This is a genomic window from Kiritimatiellia bacterium (assembly GCA_026417735.1).
Lineage (GTDB): Bacteria > Verrucomicrobiota > Kiritimatiellia > PWTM01 > PWTM01 > CAACVY01.
Map to the genome: position 1 here is coordinate 22,369 of JAOACR010000018.1, position 19,083 is coordinate 41,451.

Consider the following 19,083-nt stretch of genomic DNA (forward strand, 5'->3'; position numbering starts at 1 on the left):
CGCGCGCTGGGCGGATCACGGGTAGAGGCGGCCCATCATGCGAGGGAAGGGTATCGCCTCGCGAATGTGACGGAGACCGCAGATCCAGGCGATGAACCGCTCCAATCCGAGGCCGAACCCACCGTGCGGCACGGAGCCGTAGCGCCGCAGATCCAGGTACCATTCATAGGCGGCCGGATCGAGCTTCTCTTCGCGCATGCGCGCCAGCAACGGTTCGAGGCGGTCCTCCCGCTGGCTGCCGCCAATGATCTCGCCGTAGCCTTCCGGTGCCAGCATATCCACGTTCAACACCACGCGGGGGTCATCCGGCGCCGGTTTCATGTAGAACGCTTTCACGCCGCGCGGGTAGCGGGTGATCATCAGCGGCCGGTCAAACAGACGGGAGAGAATCGTTTCCTCGTCGCCGCCCAGATCGTCGCCCCACTGGAAGCGTGCCGCGGAGTCCAGCCGGGCTGCGCGCTGCTCGAGGTCCTGGCCGAGGTGGGCGACGTCCTCTCGCAGTTCAGCGATCTCGCGGGCCAGCCGGTCCTGGGGCCACCCTTTGCGCGCGGTCTCCGCTTCGCGTTCGAGCGCGGCGAGCCGCTCGCGCATCCCGGCAAGACGTTCACGGTCGCGTTCGATTTCCTCGCGCATGCGCCGATGGGTGTCTTCGCTGCGCAGCAGTTCCACCGCCTCGCTGTAGGTAATGCGGGGGAAGGGGGCTTTGACGCGCTCCAGCGGCGACGGATCACGGCCGAGTAAAGCGAGTTCGGCGCGGTGCTCGGCGAGCACGCGGGCGACCAGCGCGCCGACCAGTTCCTCCGCGATTGCTAGCACCTCGTCCAGCTCTGCCCACGCGATCTCCGGCTCCAGCATCCAGAACTCGGTGAGATGCCGCCGAGTTTTCGATTTTTCCGCGCGGAATGTTGGGCCGAAACAGTAGACCCGCCCCAGCGCCATTGCGGCGGCCTCGAGGTAGAGCTGACCGGTCTGCGCCAGATAAACGGTCTGGCCGAAGTACTCGACCGGGAACAGCGTCGCGGCGCCCTCGGCCGCGCCCGGCGCGAGGATCGGCGTGTCCACCCGCACGAACCCGCGCGCCGCGAACCATTCGTGAATGGTTCGGATCAGCGTGTCCCGAATGCGCAGAATCGCGCACTGGCGCGGCGAACGCAGCCACAGGTGGCGGTGACGCAGCAGAAAGTCCACGCCGTGTTCCTTGCGTGCGATCGGGTAGTCCGCGACCGGCTGGACCACCTCAAGGCGCGTGACCGAGAGCTCCACTCCGCCGGGTGCGCGCGGGTCCGCACGAACCGCGCCGGCGACCCGCACCGACGACTCGTGCCCGAGGTCCGTGGCCACACGGAACGCCTCCGCCTGCACCGCCTCCACCACGCACTGCACGACGCCGGTCCCGTCGCGCACCAGCAGAAAGACGATTTTTCCGCCGCTGCGTCGGCCGTGGACCCACCCTTGCACGATCACCTCGCGCCCGATCTGGGTGGGTAGCTCCGCAATCCGCGACACGGTCAGCGTTTCACCGCTCATCGTCTCAAAGCTCGAGGGCGAGGCCGGTCAGCAGAGTGACGTCGTTGTGGCGCACCCCCTCTGCCGGCCGGGTGTCGTACCGGTCCTGCAACACCGAGCGCAGGCGCGTGCGGCGACCGACGCGGGACTCGATGCCCGCTTCAATGTTCCACAGCGCGTTTGCCGCATCCGAGCTGTCCGCTGTCCATTCGAGCCGCTGCCAGATCCGGAGTCGTTCGTCGGGGCGCCAGTCGAACTGCTCGGCGATGCGCACCGCAACGTAGGCATCGTTGATCCCCGCGACGCGCTCCCAGAGCATCGCGGGACCGGCTTCGATGCTCCACCGCAGCCCGGGCCGGCGCAGGAGGTCCGCACCGAGCGCGGGACCGATGGTGACCCGCCGGTCAATTTCCGCCATGCGGTCGTACATCGCCGAGGCGTCCAGTGCGGCGAACCACGGCGGCTGGAAGGTCCAGCGCACGTTGCCGAACATCTTGCCGTTGTCCACATCGCGGGCCGACGCGCGCTCGCCGGCGGCGCTTTCGCCGTAGTTGAAATCGACCCCGAGGTGGTAGGAGATCTCGTCGTTGAGATCGGCGGCGCTGACTGCACCGACGTTCAGACGCAGGCTCTCGCTGTTACCCGCGTTGAGCGAGAGACCAAGGTGCGCCGCGTGGTCGCTGCTAACCGCCGGCGTCACCTCCGGTGCATTGAGCGCGGCACGGGCGGCCCACGCGACGGCGACCAACGGCGCGGCCGTGATCGGCCGCCGGAAGCGCCATACCCGAGACGGAGAAGGGCGGGCGAGCATACCTCAGTTCCGCGCCGGCCGCACGCGCAGATTGCGAAACCAAACCGGAGCTCCCGCATGGCGCCCCTGCAACCCGATGCGACCGCGCGTCGCCAGCGACGCGAGCGGGCGGCGCAGCCATGGGGGGATCTCGGAGCCGTCCGGGTTGCGGTCCGGCGAGGTCCACTGGCGCATGTCCATTTCGGTGACCGTGCGATCGTTCACCGCGACACTGATCATCGGGCCCCGCGCGACAATGCGAAGCCGGTGCCAGCGGTCAGGCCCGCAGCCGGTCGGCTCCTTCGGGCCGAGGTGACCGAAGATCGCGGCACACCGCATGGTCGGCGGAACGGTCGCGTGTTGCGGCGCGGTGTCATCAAGCAGTTGCACTTCGACCGACTTTAGAATCCAGTTCGCCGGATCGGTGCAGTAGAGAATCACGCCGCTGTTGGCGCCCGGACTGAGCCGAAACTCCAGCTCGAGCTCGAAATTCTCAAATTCCTCCCGCGTCCAGAGGCAGCGATCTTCCGAGGCGGTGAGCGCGCCATCCTCCCACCGCCAGACGCCGGGCGGCGCATCGGCGTCGGAGAGATCCGCTGCGAACAAGGGGCGCCAGCCGTCCCCGTCCGCCGGTGCGATCGTCGGGGTGAAGACCGGCAGCAGCAGGCAGGTGCAAGCCGCGACGGAAGTCGTGAGTTTCATTTGAGCGCCCTCATCGCTGTGAGCTCATCCTAGGGAGGCGGGGTGAGGATCGCAAGCGTACGGTCGCGCGGCCGATGAGGGACCTCGAGGCCTTTGCGGGCTTGCGGTCCGGCACGGCTCGCCAGACAGGGGGGCTTTGCGTGGCTCCTTGGAGACAGGACGCGAGGCAAAGGCGGGGCGCTGCTGTTCGCGCGTGGGCGGACGATGGCGGCGTCCATGGATTGGAAGCCGCCGGCCACGGAGTCTCCAAGGCTTGGAACGACAATACGCGACCATACGGTACGGTTGGCTGCGTGTGATGGTGGGACGGCGCACGGGTGCGGTGGAGCGCCGCTTGCCGCCTGCCGGTGCGCCGACCGCGAGTGTGGTGCGGGACTTCTGTCGCCCGTATGTGGAGCTCGCAGGGGGGACGGTAGTGGCGTGAGGGCTGCGAGTATGGGAACGCGAAGAGCAAGAAGAGATCGTGTCCCAAGCGGTGCGCGATCGCGGCAGGGATGATTTTGCGGGCAGGGGGAGGAGTCCGGAGGCTTTGTGCGGGCAGATGGCCGATTCAAGGCGACGCCGGCAAGCCTGAGGGTCTGTCCCCGAAACCGAGGAATCATTGCGGGAGCGGAACTTGCGCGCCGGTGACAACGGGGCGCTGAAATGCGGTCGAAATTTTTTCTTGACGCGTGGTGGGGAATAGTGTCACATGGTGTCAGAAAGAGCAGCGAGGTGTCAGACTCGGTTCCAGCGTTGGGTCAGGAAGGGATGGAGACGGTGCCGTATTTCTGCGGTCAGTACCGGCATCAGCTCGACCCGAAGCTGCGTCTGACGATTCCGGCGGAATGGCGGGAGAAGGTCGGTAAGCCGCCGCAGTTTTTCATCGTGCCGAGTGTCGGCGAACAGCGGCTGCTCTACGCGTACCCCGCGCGTGTGATGAGCCTGAAGTTTCGGAACATTCACAACCTTTCGATGGCGGACGCAAAGGGTCGGGCGTATCTGCGGATTATGGGGGCGCGCTCGGAGCTGGTGGGGTGGGACTCGCAGGGGCGCATTCGCATTCGGGATGAGTTGCTGGCGCACGCGGGGCTGAGTCGCAGCAGCGGAGTGCTGCTGGTGGGCAATTTCGAAGGGTTCGAGCTCTGGAATCCGGAGCGCTGGGCGGCGTTCGAGTCCGGCATTGACGATCAGGGACTGCTGGAGGCCTCCCAGTACGTCGGCGTCTGAGCTCGGGCGGAGACGGAGGATCACACAATGGTGAGGATCGCGAGGTATCTGGGAATCAACCGTTCGTTGGACAGTTCGATTGAGGAGCCGAAGCGGTACGAGCTGCCGGCGGGCGGAGTTCGGGCGTGGGAGGGCTGGTGGGGGCGCTGGGGACTGCGTCGGGAACCGACGGGGCGGCCGGCGGCTCGCGCGGTGCGCTTCCATGACCCGCTGGTGCGCAGTGGTGGTGTCCGGATTCTGTTCTGACGGTGGAGCCGACGCGACACGCGCCGGTGATGGTCGCCGAGGTGTTGCGGTGGCTGCGGCCGCGGCCGGGAGGCCGATACGTGGATGCGACGCTCGGTGGTGGAGGACACGCGGAGGCGGTGCTGACCGCGAGCGAACCGGACGGCCGCCTGCTGGGGATTGACGCCGATCCCGAAGCGATCGAGCGGGCGTCCGCCCGGTTGGCGAGATTCGGCGGACGTGTGGTGACGGTACACGCCAGGTTCTCATCGCTCCGGCAAGTGGCCGCCGCGCACGGCTTTGTGCCGAGCGACGGTGTGCTGATGGATTTGGGGGTCTCGTCGGATCAGCTGGAGACGCCTCGCCGGGGCTTCAGTTTTCAGTTGAGCGGTCCGCTCGACATGCGGATGGATCCCCGCAGCGCGCCCACTGCCGCGGAGATAGTGAACCTGTGGCCGGAGGGGCGGCTGGCGGAACTGTTCCGGCGGTGGGGGGAGGAGCCGCGCGCGGCGCGGATCGCGCGAAGGATCGTCGCGCGCCGTGCGATTCGCCCGATTGAGACGACCGACGAGCTGGCCCGGATTGTTGCGGAGGCGGTGGGGCGGGGAGCAGGCGCGCGGCATCCGGCGACGCGGGTGTTTCAGGCGCTGCGCATCGCGGTGAACCGGGAGCTGGAAGAACTCGAGCGGGGGCTGGCGGCGGCGTTGGACATCGTGGGCGAAGGGGGGCGGGTGGTGGTGATCGCATTTCACAGTCTTGAGGACCGGTGCGTGAAACAGACCTTCCGTGCGCACGAGCCCCGATGCGAGGGGCGGCCGGAGGGGGGTGTCCGATGGACGTTCGAGCCCCCGCCGGTGAAGGTGATCACGCGACACGCGCTGCGGCCAGCGGCCGAGGAGGTGGCGGCCAATCCCCGGGCGCGGTCCGCACGGCTGCGGGTGGCGGAGCGGACAGCCGCGCCATGTTGAGCCGGCGTCGAGCTCGGGTGCGGGCCGCCCCGCAGGGGGGAGCGGCGCTCGGCGTGGTGCTGTGGTTGGTGGCCGCGGCCGCGGCGGGGCTGGGCTATGTGCAGCTGAGCGTGCGGGTGCGCGCGCTGGCGCGCGAGGTGGCGGCGGCGGAAGAGGCGCTGGTGCGCCAGCGGCAGTTCCGACTGAACGAGGAGGGACGTTGGGCGCAGCTCTGCGCGCTAAAACCGGTCCGCGCGGCGCTGCAGCAGTTCGGCATTGCGATGGACTGGGCCGGCAGCGAGCGGATGGTCTACCTCGTGCGGGAGGTGGCAGCGCCGGCGCCGGCCGCGACCGGCGAGACCCGCTGGGCGCGCGTGCGGCGGGAGCCGTGAAATGCGTGCGTGGAGTCGAGGCCATCGACTGCTGGTGGTGCTGGCGGGACTGCTGGCGCTGTTCGCGGCGTATGCGTTTCGGCTGACCTCACTGCATACCCGCGAGCTCGATCCGGTATTCCGTGGCCCAGTGACGCGGGAGGTTCGGATCGAGACGCCCGCCCCGCGGGGGCGGATCCTCGATCGCAACGGCACCGCGCTGGCGCTCGACGTGCCGTTGTACCGACTGAACGCGGATCCCGAGGGGGTGGTGCTGGACGGGCTGGTCGTCGCGTACGCGGAGCTGTTTGCACGATTGCTGGGGCTGGACCGCGTGGAGCTGCAGCGGCGGCTGCAGCAGCCAGAGCGCCGGCAGGTGTACCTCGCCGACGGCCTGACCCGGGAGCAAATCGACCACATCCGCCAGCTCAAGCTCCGCCATATCTGGTGGGAGGAAACGCCGCGGCGCCAGTATCCGCTGCGCGAGCTGGCCTGCCATGTGGTCGGCTTTGTGAACGCCGAGCGCGTCGGTGCCGCCGGCATCGAAATGGCCTATCACCGGTGGCTGAAGGGCCGGCCGGGTGTTCGGGTGACGGTACGGAACGCGCGCCGCCAGGAGATCGCCGACCAGCGGCGATTCGATCTGCCCGCGGAGCCTGGCGCGACGGTCGAGCTGACGCTGGACGCCGTCGTGCAGACGGTGGTGGAGGACGCGCTCGATGAGGCAGTGCGGCTGCACCGGCCGCTCGGCGCCTGGGCGATCGTGTTGGACGTGCGCACCGGCGAGGTTCTCGCGATGGCCTCGCGGCCCGCGTTCGACCCCAACAACTACGGCGCCAGCAGCCTCGACCACCACCTGAACCGCGCGATCGGCTACGTGTACGAGCCGGGCTCTACGTTCAAGGCCGCGACGATCGCGGCGGCGCTCGACGCCGGCGTCGTGCGCGCGGACACTCCGTTCGACTGCGAGCACGGGGTCTGGTACTACCGCGGACGTCCCCTGCGCGATTTTCACCCCTACGGCCAGCTCACCGTCGCAGGTATCGTGCAGAAGTCCAGCAACATCGGCGCGGCCAAGATCGCGGTGATGCTGGGCGACGCCGCGCTGGACACGTATCTGCGCAACTTCGGGTTCGGCACGCGCACCGGCATCGAACTGCCCGGCGAGGAGTCCGGTATTCTGCCGCCGCGGCGTCAATGGGACTCACTGACTGCGACGCGCATCGCAATGGGCCACAGTGTTGCGGCGACCGCGCTGCAGATGATTTCCGCGCTCGGTGCGATCGGCAACGGCGGCGTGCGGATGAAACCGGTGATCGTTCGACGCGTCACCGACGCGCGCGGCCGCACGCTCCATGAGTTCTCGCCCACTGCGGCCGCGACGCCGCTTCGCGCGGACTCCGCGCGGCTGATGACCGAGTTGCTGGTGGGCGTCACTGCGCCCGAGGGCACCGGACGCCGCGCGGCGGTGCCGGGCTACCGGGTGGCCGGGAAGACGGGCACCGCGATCAAGGCTGGCGTGGGGGGCTATGACCACCACCGCAACATCGCCTCCTTCATGGGTCTGATCCCGGCCGATTCGCCGGCACTGGGCATCATCGTTGTGGTGGATGAGCCGCAGCCGGAACACACCGGTGGGGTGGTCGCTGCGCCGGTGTTCCGGCAGATCGCGCAGGACGTGGTGCGGTATCTCGGCATTCCGCCGTCGGAGCCAGCGCGGCCCGCGGTGGCGCCGGGCATCGAGATGCCGCCGGAGGGTGACGCCGATGTGGATTGGTCAACTCTGTGAGGAAGCGATGAGGATCGAGTCCCTGCTCAGTGTGATCCAGCCAATGACCGTCGCGGGCCCGACGGAACCGGACATCGCCGGCATCGCCTACGATTCGCGGCAGGTGCGGCCGGGGTACCTCTTCGTCGCGATCCGGGGCGCGCACGACGACGGTACGCGGTACATCGATGATGCGATCCGACGCGGCGCGGTCGCGGTGGTCGCGGAGACCGCGGTGCGTCCGCGGCGCGACGTCACGATGCTGCGGGTGGAGGATGCGCGCCGCGCGCTCGCGGAGATCGCCTGCGCGTTTCACGGCCATCCGTCCGCGCGGCTGGAGGTGATCGGGGTGACCGGCACGAACGGCAAGACCACCACCACCTTCATGATCCGCGACATCCTCGCCGCGGCGGGGCGGCGGCCCGGGCTGATCGGCACCGTGCAGTATGAGATCGGCGACCGCTGCATTCCGGCTTCGCGCACCACGCCCGAGGCGCCGGACCTGCAGGCGATGCTCGCGCAAATGCTGAAGGCCGGCTGCGGCGCCGCGGTGATGGAAGTTTCGTCGCACGCGCTCGAGCAGAAGCGGGTATGGGGGGTGGACTTCGACGTGGGCGTGTTCACGAACCTCACGCACGATCATCTGGACTACCATGGCACGATCGAGCGTTACTTCGCCGCGAAGGCGCGGCTGTTTGCGGGGCTGGGCCGGATGGAAAAGCGCGCGGCCGCGGTGCTGAATCTGGATGACCCGTGGGGGCATCAGCTCGCCGACATGATCGGCGGTTGGGCGCAGATCATCACGTACGGCGCGCATCCAGCGGCGAGCGTCCGTGCGGAGGACATCGAGACCGGCGCGGAGGGGTCACGGTTTGTGCTGCGGAGCCCGTGGGGCGATGCGGAGGTGCGGCTGGCGGTGCTCGGTCGCTTCAACGTCTCCAACGCGCTGGCCGCGCTGGCGGCGGCGGGCGCCCGCGGGGTTCCGGTCTCGACGATGGTGGCGGCGCTGGAGCAGTTCCGCGGCGCGCCCGGCCGGCTCGAGCGCATCCCGTGCGACCGCGGCTTCGAGGTGTTCGTGGACTATGCGCACACGGGCGATGCGCTCGCGAACGTGCTGACCACGCTGCGCGCGGTGACCCGTCGGCGGCTGATCGTGGTGTTCGGTTGCGGTGGCGACCGCGACCGAGCGAAGCGGCCGGTGATGGGCCGCGTCGCGGCGGAGCTCGCCGACCATGTGATTTTGACCAGTGACAATCCGAGGAGCGAGGATCCGCGGGCGATCATCGAGGAGATTCTCGCCGGGATGCCGCCCGGCACGCGTCGCGAGATGATTCCGGACCGGGAGGAGGCGATTGCGCGGGCGATCGAGTTGGCGCGGCCGGGGGACATGGTGTTGATCGCCGGCAAGGGCCATGAGAACTACCAAGAGTTCGCCCGGCACGTGGTGCCGTTCGACGACCGCGAGGTCGCACGGCGGCTTCTTTCGGGCGGCGGGTGAACCGATCGCATGTTGACCTCCTCCATGCTGGCCCGCTGGTGCGGCGGGCGGTGGACGCGGCCGGCGCCGCCGGTCCGTCGGGTCGTGCACGATTCGCGCGAGGTGGAGCCGGGAGATTTGTTCGTCGCGATTCGTGGCGACCGGTTCGATGGCCACGACTTCGTGGCGGACGCTGCGGGCCGGGGTGCGGTCGGGGCGGTGGTGGAGCGTGGCGCCGCCGCGCGACTGAACATGTCGCTGCCGCTGCTGGTGGTGGAGGACAGCCGGCGTGCGCTCGCTGAAATGGCGGCGCGTCATCGGGCGCGTTGGCGCGGCCGGGTGATCGGCATCACGGGCAGTGTCGGCAAAACCACCACCAAGGAGCTGCTGGCCGACGTGCTCGCCACGCAGGGGCGCACCGCCCGTACACCGGGCAACCGCAACAACGACATCGGCCTACCGCTCGCGCTGCTGAACGCGCCGCCGGATTTGCGGTGGGGGGTCTTCGAGGTGGGCATCAGCCATCCCGGTGAGATGGAACCGCTGGCGGCGATGCTGCAGCCGGACTGGGTGGTGTTCACGCGAATCGGACCCGCGCACATCGAGTTCTTCGGGAGCGAGGCGGCGATCGCGCGCGAGAAGGCGCAACTGGCGGCGAACCTGCCGCCGCGCGGCACGGTGATCGCGGCGGCGGACGAGCCGTGGCTGGAGGTGATCCGTTCTGCGACGCGCGCGCGGATTGTGACGGTGGCGCTGGAGGCGCCGGCGGATTTCGTCGGTCGGGTCGAGAGCACGGCGGAGGGCCCTTGGCTGGAAGTGCGCGGCGGGGCCGGTTTTGTGCTGCGATGCAGGTTGCCGGTTCGTGGGGAACCGTTCGCGCGGGCGGCGCTGAGAGCGGCGGCGGTCGCCGCGCTGGCTGGTGCGGACCCGGAAGCGGCCGCGGTCGCGATTGCGGAGTTTCGACCGCTTCCGATGCGCGGGGAGGAGCAGATTGTGGGCGGCGTGCGGTGGATCAACGACGCATACAATGCGAATCCGCTCAGCGTCAGGGCCGCGGTGGAGACGTTCGCGGCAGACCGTGCGCCGCGAAAGTGGCTGGTGCTGGGTGGCATGCACGAGCTGGGCGCCACGGCGGCGGAGGCGCACCGGCAGGTCGGGCGGGAGGTTGCTCGGGGCGAGTGGGCCGGGGTGATCACGGTGGGCGATCTCGCCGCCGGTATCGCGGAGGGCGCGGCGGAGTCGGGCCGGCCTGCGCTGCGGTTGTACCGCTGCGCGAATGTCGAAGAGGCGGCGCAGTGTCTTGCCGAGCTGCTGCGGCCGGGCGATGCGGTGCTGCTGAAAGGCTCGCGCGCGGAGCACGTGGACCGGGTGGTCGAGGAATGGGCCCGTCGGCGGCGGGCGGGCGCATTGGACGGTTGAGATGCTCTACTACTTGAGCGAATGGTCCCGTTGGTGGGGGCCGCTGAACCTCTTCCAGTACGTGACGTTCCGCGCACTGGGCGGCGCGGCGACCGCCTTTGCGCTCTCATTGTTGCTGGGGCCGGCGGTGATCCGTCGGCTTACCGCGCTGCGCCTCCGCCACCCGTCTCGACTCAAGGACGTGCCGGAGCTCGATCGCCACTACGCGGCGAAGAAGGTGCCGACGATGGGCGGGGTGCTGATCATCGGCACGACCAGTGTCGCGGCGCTGCTGTGGGCGATGCCCTCCAATGCGCTCGTCTGGCTCACGCTCGCGGTGATGTGGACGATGGGCGCAGTCGGCGCGGCGGATGACCTGCTCAAAATTACGGCGCGCAACGCGAAGGGGCTGCCCGCCCGCTGGAAGCTGGCGGCGCAGTCCGCCTGCGCGATCGCATTGGTTGCCGTGCTCTGGCAGCGGCCGGAATGGCGGCCGATGGCGAGCGATTTGGCGGTGCCCTTTTTAAAAACGCCGCTGATCGCGAACCTGGGCCCCGTGCCGTCCGCGTTGTTCGCGCTCGTGGTGCTGGCGGGATGCTCGAACGCGGTCAACCTCACCGACGGGCTCGACGGGCTGGCGGTCGGCTGCAGCGGGTCCGCGGCAATGTCGTATCTGGTGATGGCGTACTGTGCGGGGCACGCGGTGTTCGCGCGGTATCTGCTGATTCCGTATGTGCCGGGCGCCGGCGAGCTGGCGGTTGTCTGCGGCTGCTTGGTGGGTGCCTGTCTGGGGTTTCTCTGGTGGAACTGCCGGCCGGCGCAGATGTTCATGGGGGACACCGGCAGCCTTGCGCTCGGCGGCGCGATCGCGACGGTCGCGATGCTGATCAACCAGGAGCTCACGTTGATTCTGGTGGGCGGGGTGTTCGTGCTGGAGTCGCTGAGCGTGATCATCCAGGTGCTGTATTTTCGCTGGAGCGGCGGCCGGAGGGTGTTCCGCTGTGCGCCGATTCACCATCATTTCGAGTGGAACGCGAAGGACCAGCTGGCACGGGAGGGTCTGGATCCCGGTCTGGCGGAATCGCGCGTGACGGTGCGCTTCTGGATCGTGTCGTTGATTCTCGCGCTGGCGGGCATTGCGACGCTGAAGATTCGGTGACGGCGGTCGGAACAGGGTCGGTGGCAGAGGAGCGTGCGGTGCTGGTGCTGGGGGCCGGCGAAAGCGGCGTCGCCGCGGCGCGGTTGCTGGCGGCGGACGGCCGGCGGGTGGTGGTTGTGGACCGGGCGCCGGCGTCACAGCTGGGTGCGGCCGCGGCCGAGATCGGCCGGACGGGCGCGCAGTTGCGCACGGGGGAGAATCCCGAGCGCGTGCCGGAGGGCCGGTGGGCCTTTGCGGTGGCGGCGCCGGGCATTCCGCCCACATCGCCATGGATCGCGGGTCTTCGCGCGCAAGGTGTGCCGGTGATCGCAGAAATCGAACTGGGCTGGCGGCGCTGTGGCGCGGTGCGAACGATCGCGGTGAGCGGTTCCAACGGCAAGAGCACCGCGGTACGGCTGATCGCGGACGCGCTGCGGATCGCGGGCGCGAAGGTCGCGTCGGGTGGCAACGGCGGGCCGCCCGCCTGCGAGGTGGCGCGGCGATGCGGCGCGCTCGATGTACTGGTGCTCGAGGTCAGCTCGTTCCAGCTCGAGACCTGTACCGCGTTCCGGCCGGACGTCGCGGTGCTGCTGAATGTGCAACCCAACCACCTCGACCGGCACCGGACCTATGAGGCGTACCGCGAGGTGAAGACGCGGCTGTGGGCGTGGCAGCGGGGCGACGATGTGGCGGTGTTGCCGGCGGAACAGGCGGAGGAGCTGCGGGGGGTGCGAGCGCCGCGCGCGTGCACGGTCACGTTCGGTGCGGCGGGTGCCGCGAACGTGCGTTTCGCCGCCGGTGCGGTCTGGTTCGGCGGGCGAGCGCCGGCGTCGGTGCGCGGCACATGGTTTGACAACGAGGTGCTCGGTCTGACCGCGGCGGCGGCGGCGGCAGCGCTGGGCGAGCTCGGCGTGGACCCTGGGGCGCTGGAGGCGGCCGCGCGCGCATTTCAGCCGCTGCCGCACCGCACCGCGCCCGTCGCGGAGATCCGTGGCGTGCTGTACGTGAACGACTCGAAGGCGACGAGCTGTGCGGCGCTGATCGCTGCGCTGCGCATCGCGTCACGGCCAGTGCGGCTGATCGCAGGAGGTCGTCCGAAAGAGCCGACGTTTGCGGCGGCGCGAGCGCTGCTCGCCACTCGCGTGCGGGCGGCGTACCTGATCGGCGAGGCGGCCGAGCTGCTTGCGTCGGAATGGCGGGATGTGGTTCCATGTCACTGTTGCGACCGGCTCGAGGCGGCGCTGGAGCGCGCGTCCCGGGAGGCGACGGCGGGCGAAATGGTGTTGCTATCGCCCGGCTGTACGAGTTTTGACCAGTATCGGAACTTCGAGGAGCGCGGAGAGGCGTTCGAACAGTGGGTGCGGGCCCGCGCGATGCGGGCGATCTGAGGAGAGAGCAAGCATGCGCAAGCTGAGTGCGAAGGAACTGTGGGTGCTGGGTGTTTTCGCGGGGCTGCATGCGGTCGCGGTGGCCGCGATCGTGTTGTCGCAGGGCTGCGGTACGCCGCGGCCGACGGCGGTTGAGCCTCCGCCGGCGCCGGTGATGCCGCCGCCAGCGGTACCGGAGCCGCCGCCCGCGGTACTGCCTCCGCCGGCGCCGGTGCCGCCGCCGGCGCAGCGTCCCAGCCCGCCGCCGTCGGCGGATCTGGCGCCGAAAGAGTATGTGGTGCAGCCGGGCGACTCGCTCTCGAAGATTGCGGCGCGGCACGGTGTGAGCACGCGGGAGCTGGCCGAGCTGAACGCGATCACGGACCCGAACAAGCTGCGCGCGGGCCAGAAACTGCTGCTGCCCGGTCATGCGAGCCGGCCCCGGCCCGAGAAGCCCGCGTCGGCGCGGGCGGCGGCCGCCGCCGACGAGTACGTGGTGCAGCCGGGTGACTCGCTCTCGAAGATTGCGGCGCGGCACGGCGTGAGCGCGCGGGAGCTGGCGGAGCTGAACGCGATCACGGATCCGAACAAGCTGCGCGCTGGTCAAAAGCTCAAGCTGCCCGCCGCCGCGAAGACGTCCGAGTCGCGGCCAGCCAGACCGATGGAAAAACCGGTTGCACCGCCGCCCGCGCCGGTGCCGCCCTCGGTCACCGTGCCGACGCCCGCCCCCGCGCCTGCTCCCGAGCCCTCACCGCAGCTGACGCCGCCACCGCCGACGGCGCCGGCCCCCCCGGCCAGCCCGTCTCCTGCCGCGCCGACGCCGACGCTGGGCGCATCGGCGCAGCCGATCCGGTACCCTGTCAGCGCGGGCGAAACGCTGGAATCAATCGCGAAGATTTTTCTCGTGACGCCCGAGTCGATCCTGAAGCTGAACAATCTGCCGGACGCGTCCGCGGTGAAGCCTGGGATGACGCTGCTGATTCCGATCTCCCAGTGATCGGCAGCAAGCGGGATCGCCGATGAGGAGGGCGGTCAACGCGGTTCTGGTGCTGTTGGTGATCTCCCTCGCGGCGGCGGGCCTGATGGTTCTGGCCAGCGCGAGCGCCGCGTACGCAGAGCACCGGTTCCGCGATCCCGCGTATCTGATTCAGCGGCAGATCATGTGGGCGGCGGTTGCCGCGGTGGTGGGGCTGATCGCGTCGGTCGTGGACTATCATCGCTGGCGGCCCTGGGCGGTGCCGCTGCTGGTGGTCTCCGCGGTGCTGTTGATTCTCTGTTTTGTGCCGGGCGTCGGCGTACGCCGCAACGGTGCCAGCCGATGGATTTCGCTTGGGTTCGGTCTGTTTCAGCCATCGGAGCTGACAAAGTTCGTGATGGTGCTGTTTCTGTCGTGGTGGATCCACCGCAACGAGCGACGGGTGGCGGGGCTGCAGGATGGCATCGTGATTCCGATGGCGGTGATGGGCACGGTGCTGGGGCTGGTGCTGATTGAGCCGGACTTTGGCACGACGATGCTGGTCTTTCTGATCGGGGTGCTGCTGCTGTACCTGGGCGGCGCGCATGTTGGGTATTTGGCGGTGCTTGGCGCGCTGGTCAGCGGCGGGTTCGCCGTCCTCGTGTTCAGCGACCAGGAGCGAATGGAGCGGATGCTGGCCTATCTGCACCCGGAGCGGCACGTGGAGGGCGCCGCGCATCAGCTGGTGGAGGCAATGCGGGCGTTCTCGCTGGGCGGTGTGGCGGGGGTGGGCCTAGACAACAGCGTGCAAAAGCATTTCTGGTTGCCGGAGTCCCACACCGATTTCATCTTCCCCATCATCGGTGAGGAGCTTGGGCTTTGGGCGACGCTCGCGTTTCTGGCCGCCTATCTGGGTATTCTGTTGTGCGGGACCTGGATCGGGTGGCGGGCCCCAGACACGTTTGGACGCCTGCTGGCGTGGGGCATCACGCTGACGATCGTTGCGCAGGCGCTGCTGAACATCGGCGTGGTCACCGGCTGTCTGCCGACGAAGGGCATTGCGCTGCCGCTGGTGAGCTACGGGGGATCGAGCCTCGCGGTGACGGGGCTGATGATCGGCGTACTGCTGAACGTCGGTCGCCACGCGGGCGGGCTGGTGAGCGACCCGGACACACAGCGAATCAAGGACGGGCTGCGGCATGTGTGAGCGGAGCGCCGCCGCGGCGGGCGCCCCGTCTCCGCCGGCATGGCGGGATGTCCGGTTGCCGCCGGACGATCGCGTGTGGCGGACGCTTCGGGCGGGAGAATGGGTTCGCCTGTATGGAGAGGTCGTTGCCGCCCGCGACGCCGCACATCGTCGGATGTGGGAGGCGCTCAACCGTGGCGAGCCGCTACCGTTCGATCTTCGCGGCGCAACGATCTATTACGTGGGCCCGACGCCGGGGGGGCCCGATCGGCCGGTCGGGTCGGCGGGGCCGACCACCAGCAGTCGCATGGATGTGTACACACCACGTCTGATTCAACTCGGACTGCGGGGCATGATCGGCAAAGGGCAGAGGAGCGCCGCGGTGATCGAGGCGATCCGCCAGCACGGCGCGGTGTACTTCCTCGCGGTGGGTGGAGCGGGAGCGCTGCTGGGGCGCTGCGTTCAGCGGGCGGAGACGATCGCATATGAGGATCTCGGCCCGGAGGCGGTGCGGCGACTGACGCTGGTGGGCTTTCCCGCCGTCGTCGCGATTGACGCGCAGGGCCACACCGTCTGGGACCGCCGCGCGGAGGGGGCGAGATGAGCCGGCGCCTCGATCCGGTGGTGCGCCGACGGCTGCGCGCGGCGGCGGCCGAGGAAGTGCGTCGGGTGCTGGAGGCGCTCCCGGCGCCATTGCGCCACCGGGCACGCGCGATCCCGGTGGTGATCGAGGACCGACCGTCCACCGAACTGATCCGTGAGGGTCATGACCCCGACTTGCTGGGGCTGTTCGTCGGACGCGGTCATGCGGACGACGCGGACGATCCCCTGCCGGCCGAAGTCCTCTTGTTTGTCGAGAACCTGTGGGCCGAGGCAGAGGGAGACGCGGCGGCGTTTCGCATGGAGGTGCGGCGGACGCTACTGCACGAGCTGGGCCACTATCTGGGGCTGGATGAGGACGCGCTGGCCGAACGCGACCTCGACTGACCGCCCCTGCCGCCGCCACAATGCGGTTTCGCTGCTCAGACTCTGTTGCAATGACCAGAGGTGGACAGCTGAAGCTGGTGACAGCGGTGTGGCTGGTGGGATGCGCCGCGGGGGCGCTCGGCCCTCACGAGCTGCTGGTGGTCGTCAACGAGCGATCCCGCGACTCATGGGAGCTGGCGCGCGAGTACGCGGTGCTCCGCGGTGTGCCGCCGGAGAATCTGGTTGGTGTCGAGGTGCCGGATTCCGCGCTGCGGGCGGAAGGAGATCTTTCGCTGGAGGAGTTTGAGCGGCACATCCGGCTGCCCGTATTTGCCGCGATGCGGGCCCGCGGCATCGAAGACCGAATTCTGGCGTTCGTATATTCCGCAGATCTGCCCGTACGGGTGCGCGGTGCCCCGCCGGTCTCGCTCCACGGCGCGACGCTGGTAGGCGGTCAGCTGCCGAGCGGAGGATTGATCGCGACGGGCCTTTGGATCTCTGCGCTCTTTCGAGGTCCGCCGGCGCCCGGCGGACCCGCGTTGCCGACGGCGACGCTCGATCAGTTGAAGCGGCATCCCGCCGCGGCGGCGTTGATGCCGGCAATGTCGTTGACGTGGTCCGGCGCGCGGGGTCTGCCCCGCCACGTCGCGCTGGCGTTGTTGCGTCGGTCGGCCGCGGCAGGGCCCGCGTGGGCGTCCGGAACCGTCTACCTGGTGACCGGTACCGACATTCGCGCGCGCTGCCGGCAGTGGCAAATTGAGGACGCGGCCCGGGAGATTCGCGAGCTCGGGGTCCGCACGGTGGTCACGTCGAACTTTCCGGCCGGCGCCAGCGACGTCGCGGGTCTGATGATGGGCGCGGCGGCGCCGGAGCCGTCGCGAATCGCCGCGTTCCTACCCGGCGCGGTGGCGGACCACCTGACGAGTTTCGGGGCGGTGTTTCACGGTGCGGCGCAGACGAAGCTGACGGCTTGGCTGCGGGCCGGTGCGAGCGCCGCGGCGGGCACGGTGACCGAGCCCTACTCGATCTGGATGAAATTCCCCGCCGCGCGGCTGTTCGCGCACCTCGCCCGCGGTTGCACCGCATTGGAAGCCTACTATCAGTCGGTCGCCAGTCCGCTGCAGTTGTTCATTGTGGGCGACCCGCTGCTGGCGCCGCGAGCGTCCCCGCCGAAGGTCCGGTTGTCCCAGAAAGAGGAGAACCGGCCGGAGCTGTTGGCATTTGAGCTCGAGGTGGAGGGGGGCCAGGCAGAGGACGATGTGGTGATGTTTTTGCTGGATGGGCGGACGGTGGCGTTGCAGCAATCGTCCCTTTTGCGACTGGAGGCCTCCTCGCTGGCGCCCGGCCATCACCGCTTGCGGGCGGTGCTCTACCGCGGCGGTGACGTGCGGGTGCAGGCGTTCGCGGAGACCGGGTTTGAATGGGGGCCGCCATCGCGCCGCGTGCGCATCCTCTCGCCTACGGAGGGGGCGGAGGTGGACGAGCGTCGGGGTACGACGGTTCTTCTGGAAGCGGGCGGCGCGCCGTCCGCGGTGGCGCTGTTTGCGGGGGCGCGCAAGGTGGCGGAGGGGCCGGGTGCGGCGCGCGAGCTGAAGGTGCGCACATGGCCCGGCGGGCCGGGGCCCGTCGAGCTGCAGGCCGTGGCGGCGTATACGGACGGTACGCTGGCCCGATCCGCGCCGGTGCGCGTGCGCATTGTTGCGCGCAACCGACCGCCGAGCGTCGGGCGGGCCATGCTGGCTGGTGGGGAGGGTGAGCGACGCTGGGTCCTGCCGGCCGAGGATCCGGATGGGGACCCGCTCGTGTGGAGCTGGTGGGTGCCGATCGCGTTGAACCCTCCCGATGCGATGCGGCCCCGTGCGAACGACGCCGTGCCCAAGCCGTTGCATCGGATCGCGCTCGCGGACGCGCCGATGTGCCGGGCCGCCGCGGCACTCTGGCGGCCCACCGCGGCGCCGCCGGGGCCGGGTGTTTCCGCGGCGGTGCTCGGAGATGGCGGCACCGGCGTGGTCTGGTGTTTCGGCTGGAGCGAAGAGAAGTGCGCATGGGTGCTCGGCACGCTAACCGAGAGCAATCTGACCGTGCGCGTGTCTCGCGGTCGGCCGGCCCTGGCCGGGGGAGAGGTCCGGATGATGCTGCGCGTTGCCGAGGACGGCGCACTGGAGGGCTGGACCGACGATACGCTGCAGTGCCGCTGGCCGGCTGCGAGCGCCCGCCCGTTCTGTCGTGTCGGGTTTGCGGCCGGCGATGCTGCGGTGACGATTTCCGATTGTCTGGCGGAACTTCCGGCGGAGCGGCTCCGCGAGGGGGGCCGCTCGGTCGCGGCGGGGGACGCACACGAGCTCGTTGCGCGCATCAGCGACGGATGGACGTCGGTCTGGCGGAGGGTCTCGCGATGAAGGCCGGCCGGGCGCGCCCCGCGGTGTTTTTCGATCGCGACGGCATTGTGAACGTGAGTCCCGGGCCGGGATACGTCGAGCGGCCGGAGGATTTCCATTTGATCCCGGAGTTTCTGGACGCGCTGCGGATCGTGCGCGAGCGCGGGTATGCGGCGGTGATTGTAACGAATCAACGGGGCGTCGGACTGGGCCGCTTTTCGCGTGAGATGCTGGATCGGATTCACGGCAATCTCATCGCGGCGGTGCGCGCGGCGGGTCTGGATCTGACGGACATCCTGGTCTGTACGGCCGTCACCGACGACGACCCGCGGCGGAAGCCGAATCCCGGCATGCTGCTGGAGGCGGCCGACCGGCATCGACTGGATTTGCGCCGCTCCTGGATGATCGGTGACTCCGCGAAGGACATCGAGGCCGGTCGGCGTGCGGGCTGCGCGGTGACGGTGAAGGTCGGGGCAGAGGCCGACGCCGTCGGGGCAGACCACTGTGTGCCGAACATGCGGGAGCTCGTGGAGCTGCTTCGGCGCCAGCTGCCGGCGTGGGGTGAGGGTTGCCGCGGGAGTTCTTCCTGAACGGGAGGCAATCTGGCCACGCCTCGCCGGCGCGAACGGTCTTGAGAGGGAGCTGACCGGGTGCGATAGTGGGCCCATCGTGAGCTATCGATTATGGTTCTGTTATCGAG

At 69.5% G+C, this 19,083-nt stretch carries 19 protein-coding genes; 16 read left to right on the forward strand and 3 right to left on the reverse strand.

Annotated features, from left to right (window positions below; genetic code table 11):
* Window positions 1-15: 15 nt before the first annotated feature.
* From N2652_09250 to N2652_09260, 3 genes are read right to left on the reverse strand one after another with little or no spacing between them, the layout of a single operon-like run.
* The gene (locus N2652_09250) at window positions 16-1,527 is read right to left on the reverse strand and encodes an OB-fold nucleic acid binding domain-containing protein (protein MCX7819374.1); all 1,512 of its coding nucleotides are present in this window, start codon (window positions 1,525-1,527) and stop codon (window positions 16-18) included.
* Between the two features lie 4 nt (window positions 1,528-1,531).
* Window positions 1,532-2,317: a DUF481 domain-containing protein gene (locus N2652_09255; GenBank protein MCX7819375.1), complete on the reverse strand. Its 786-nt coding sequence runs from the start codon at window positions 2,315-2,317 to the stop codon at window positions 1,532-1,534.
* Window positions 2,318-2,320: 3 nt separating this feature from the next.
* Entirely contained in the window at window positions 2,321-2,998 is a 678-nt protein-coding gene (locus N2652_09260; GenBank protein ID MCX7819376.1) for a DUF1080 domain-containing protein, read from the reverse strand.
* Window positions 2,999-3,251: 253 nt separating this feature from the next.
* Between N2652_09260 and N2652_09265 the strand changes: the two genes are divergently transcribed.
* The 16 genes from N2652_09265 to N2652_09340 all read left to right on the forward strand — a co-directional run bounded on the left by N2652_09265 (window position 3,252) and on the right by N2652_09340 (window position 18,973).
* On the forward strand, window positions 3,252-3,422 hold the full coding sequence (locus tag N2652_09265) for a hypothetical protein (GenBank protein ID MCX7819377.1): 171 nt from the start codon (window positions 3,252-3,254) through the stop codon (window positions 3,420-3,422).
* A gap of 326 nt (window positions 3,423-3,748) precedes the next feature.
* A complete protein-coding gene (locus N2652_09270) occupies window positions 3,749-4,207 on the forward strand; it encodes a hypothetical protein (protein ID MCX7819378.1) in 459 nt (152 codons plus the stop codon).
* Window positions 4,208-4,237: 30 nt separating this feature from the next.
* On the forward strand, window positions 4,238-4,453 hold the full coding sequence (locus N2652_09275; GenBank protein ID MCX7819379.1) for a hypothetical protein: 216 nt from the start codon (window positions 4,238-4,240) through the stop codon (window positions 4,451-4,453).
* A 29-nt stretch (window positions 4,454-4,482) separates the two neighbouring features.
* Window positions 4,483-5,400 (forward strand): 16S rRNA (cytosine(1402)-N(4))-methyltransferase RsmH, encoded by a 918-nt coding sequence (gene rsmH / locus N2652_09280; protein MCX7819380.1) that lies wholly within the window; start codon window positions 4,483-4,485, stop codon window positions 5,398-5,400.
* Window positions 5,394-5,771, forward strand: a complete 378-nt coding sequence (locus N2652_09285) for a hypothetical protein (GenBank protein MCX7819381.1) — start codon at window positions 5,394-5,396, stop codon at window positions 5,769-5,771. The genes rsmH and N2652_09285 overlap by 7 nt, the downstream gene beginning before the upstream one ends.
* 1 nt (window position 5,772) lies before the next feature.
* A complete protein-coding gene (locus tag N2652_09290; protein ID MCX7819382.1) occupies window positions 5,773-7,539 on the forward strand; it encodes a penicillin-binding protein 2 in 1,767 nt (588 codons plus the stop codon).
* A 7-nt stretch (window positions 7,540-7,546) separates the two neighbouring features.
* Window positions 7,547-9,016: a UDP-N-acetylmuramoyl-L-alanyl-D-glutamate--2,6-diaminopimelate ligase gene (locus N2652_09295; protein MCX7819383.1), complete on the forward strand. Its 1,470-nt coding sequence runs from the start codon at window positions 7,547-7,549 to the stop codon at window positions 9,014-9,016.
* 9 nt (window positions 9,017-9,025) lie between these two features.
* Window positions 9,026-10,414 (forward strand): UDP-N-acetylmuramoyl-tripeptide--D-alanyl-D-alanine ligase, encoded by a 1,389-nt coding sequence (locus N2652_09300; protein MCX7819384.1) that lies wholly within the window; start codon window positions 9,026-9,028, stop codon window positions 10,412-10,414.
* A 13-nt stretch (window positions 10,415-10,427) separates the two neighbouring features.
* Entirely contained in the window at window positions 10,428-11,552 is a 1,125-nt protein-coding gene (gene mraY / locus N2652_09305; GenBank protein MCX7819385.1) for a phospho-N-acetylmuramoyl-pentapeptide-transferase, read from the forward strand.
* 20 nt (window positions 11,553-11,572) lie between these two features.
* Window positions 11,573-12,919 (forward strand): UDP-N-acetylmuramoyl-L-alanine--D-glutamate ligase, encoded by a 1,347-nt coding sequence (gene murD, locus N2652_09310; protein MCX7819386.1) that lies wholly within the window; start codon window positions 11,573-11,575, stop codon window positions 12,917-12,919.
* Between the two features lie 13 nt (window positions 12,920-12,932).
* On the forward strand, window positions 12,933-13,895 hold the full coding sequence (locus N2652_09315) for a LysM peptidoglycan-binding domain-containing protein (protein ID MCX7819387.1): 963 nt from the start codon (window positions 12,933-12,935) through the stop codon (window positions 13,893-13,895).
* A 22-nt stretch (window positions 13,896-13,917) separates the two neighbouring features.
* Window positions 13,918-15,060 (forward strand): putative lipid II flippase FtsW, encoded by a 1,143-nt coding sequence (ftsW, locus tag N2652_09320; protein MCX7819388.1) that lies wholly within the window; start codon window positions 13,918-13,920, stop codon window positions 15,058-15,060.
* The gene (locus N2652_09325) at window positions 15,053-15,643 is read left to right on the forward strand and encodes a FumA C-terminus/TtdB family hydratase beta subunit (protein MCX7819389.1); all 591 of its coding nucleotides are present in this window, start codon (window positions 15,053-15,055) and stop codon (window positions 15,641-15,643) included. Before ftsW ends, N2652_09325 begins: the two co-directional genes overlap by 8 nt.
* Complete coding sequence (locus tag N2652_09330) at window positions 15,640-16,026, forward strand: metallopeptidase family protein (GenBank protein MCX7819390.1); 387 nt, start codon at window positions 15,640-15,642, stop codon at window positions 16,024-16,026. The genes N2652_09325 and N2652_09330 overlap by 4 nt, the downstream gene beginning before the upstream one ends.
* 50 nt (window positions 16,027-16,076) lie before the next feature.
* Window positions 16,077-18,404 carry a TIGR03790 family protein gene (locus tag N2652_09335; protein MCX7819391.1) on the forward strand — a complete coding sequence of 776 codons (2,328 nt, stop codon included), beginning with the start codon at window positions 16,077-16,079 and terminating at the stop codon, window positions 18,402-18,404.
* Window positions 18,401-18,973: an HAD-IIIA family hydrolase gene (locus tag N2652_09340; protein MCX7819392.1), complete on the forward strand. Its 573-nt coding sequence runs from the start codon at window positions 18,401-18,403 to the stop codon at window positions 18,971-18,973. The genes N2652_09335 and N2652_09340 overlap by 4 nt, the downstream gene beginning before the upstream one ends.
* Window positions 18,974-19,083 lie beyond the last annotated feature (110 nt).

Excerpts from the sequence above, each read along its gene's own strand:
- N2652_09250 (MCX7819374.1), bottom strand. The coding sequence starts at position 1,527 with ATGAGCGGTGAAACGCTGACCGTGTCGCGGATTGCGGAGCTACCCACC.
- N2652_09255 (MCX7819375.1), bottom strand. The coding sequence starts at position 2,317 with ATGCTCGCCCGCCCTTCTCCGTCTCGGGTATGGCGCTTCCGGCGGCCG.
- N2652_09260 (MCX7819376.1), bottom strand. The coding sequence starts at position 2,998 with ATGAAACTCACGACTTCCGTCGCGGCTTGCACCTGCCTGCTGCTGCCG.
- N2652_09270 (MCX7819378.1), top strand. The coding sequence starts at position 3,749 with ATGGAGACGGTGCCGTATTTCTGCGGTCAGTACCGGCATCAGCTCGAC.
- rsmH (MCX7819380.1), top strand. The coding sequence starts at position 4,483 with ATGGTCGCCGAGGTGTTGCGGTGGCTGCGGCCGCGGCCGGGAGGCCGA.
- N2652_09285 (MCX7819381.1), top strand. The coding sequence starts at position 5,394 with ATGTTGAGCCGGCGTCGAGCTCGGGTGCGGGCCGCCCCGCAGGGGGGA.
- N2652_09290 (MCX7819382.1), top strand. The coding sequence starts at position 5,773 with ATGCGTGCGTGGAGTCGAGGCCATCGACTGCTGGTGGTGCTGGCGGGA.
- N2652_09295 (MCX7819383.1), top strand. The coding sequence starts at position 7,547 with ATGAGGATCGAGTCCCTGCTCAGTGTGATCCAGCCAATGACCGTCGCG.
- N2652_09300 (MCX7819384.1), top strand. The coding sequence starts at position 9,026 with ATGTTGACCTCCTCCATGCTGGCCCGCTGGTGCGGCGGGCGGTGGACG.
- N2652_09315 (MCX7819387.1), top strand. The coding sequence starts at position 12,933 with ATGCGCAAGCTGAGTGCGAAGGAACTGTGGGTGCTGGGTGTTTTCGCG.
- ftsW (MCX7819388.1), top strand. The coding sequence starts at position 13,918 with ATGAGGAGGGCGGTCAACGCGGTTCTGGTGCTGTTGGTGATCTCCCTC.
- N2652_09325 (MCX7819389.1), top strand. The coding sequence starts at position 15,053 with ATGTGTGAGCGGAGCGCCGCCGCGGCGGGCGCCCCGTCTCCGCCGGCA.
- N2652_09330 (MCX7819390.1), top strand. The coding sequence starts at position 15,640 with ATGAGCCGGCGCCTCGATCCGGTGGTGCGCCGACGGCTGCGCGCGGCG.
- N2652_09335 (MCX7819391.1), top strand. The coding sequence starts at position 16,077 with ATGACCAGAGGTGGACAGCTGAAGCTGGTGACAGCGGTGTGGCTGGTG.
- N2652_09340 (MCX7819392.1), top strand. The coding sequence starts at position 18,401 with ATGAAGGCCGGCCGGGCGCGCCCCGCGGTGTTTTTCGATCGCGACGGC.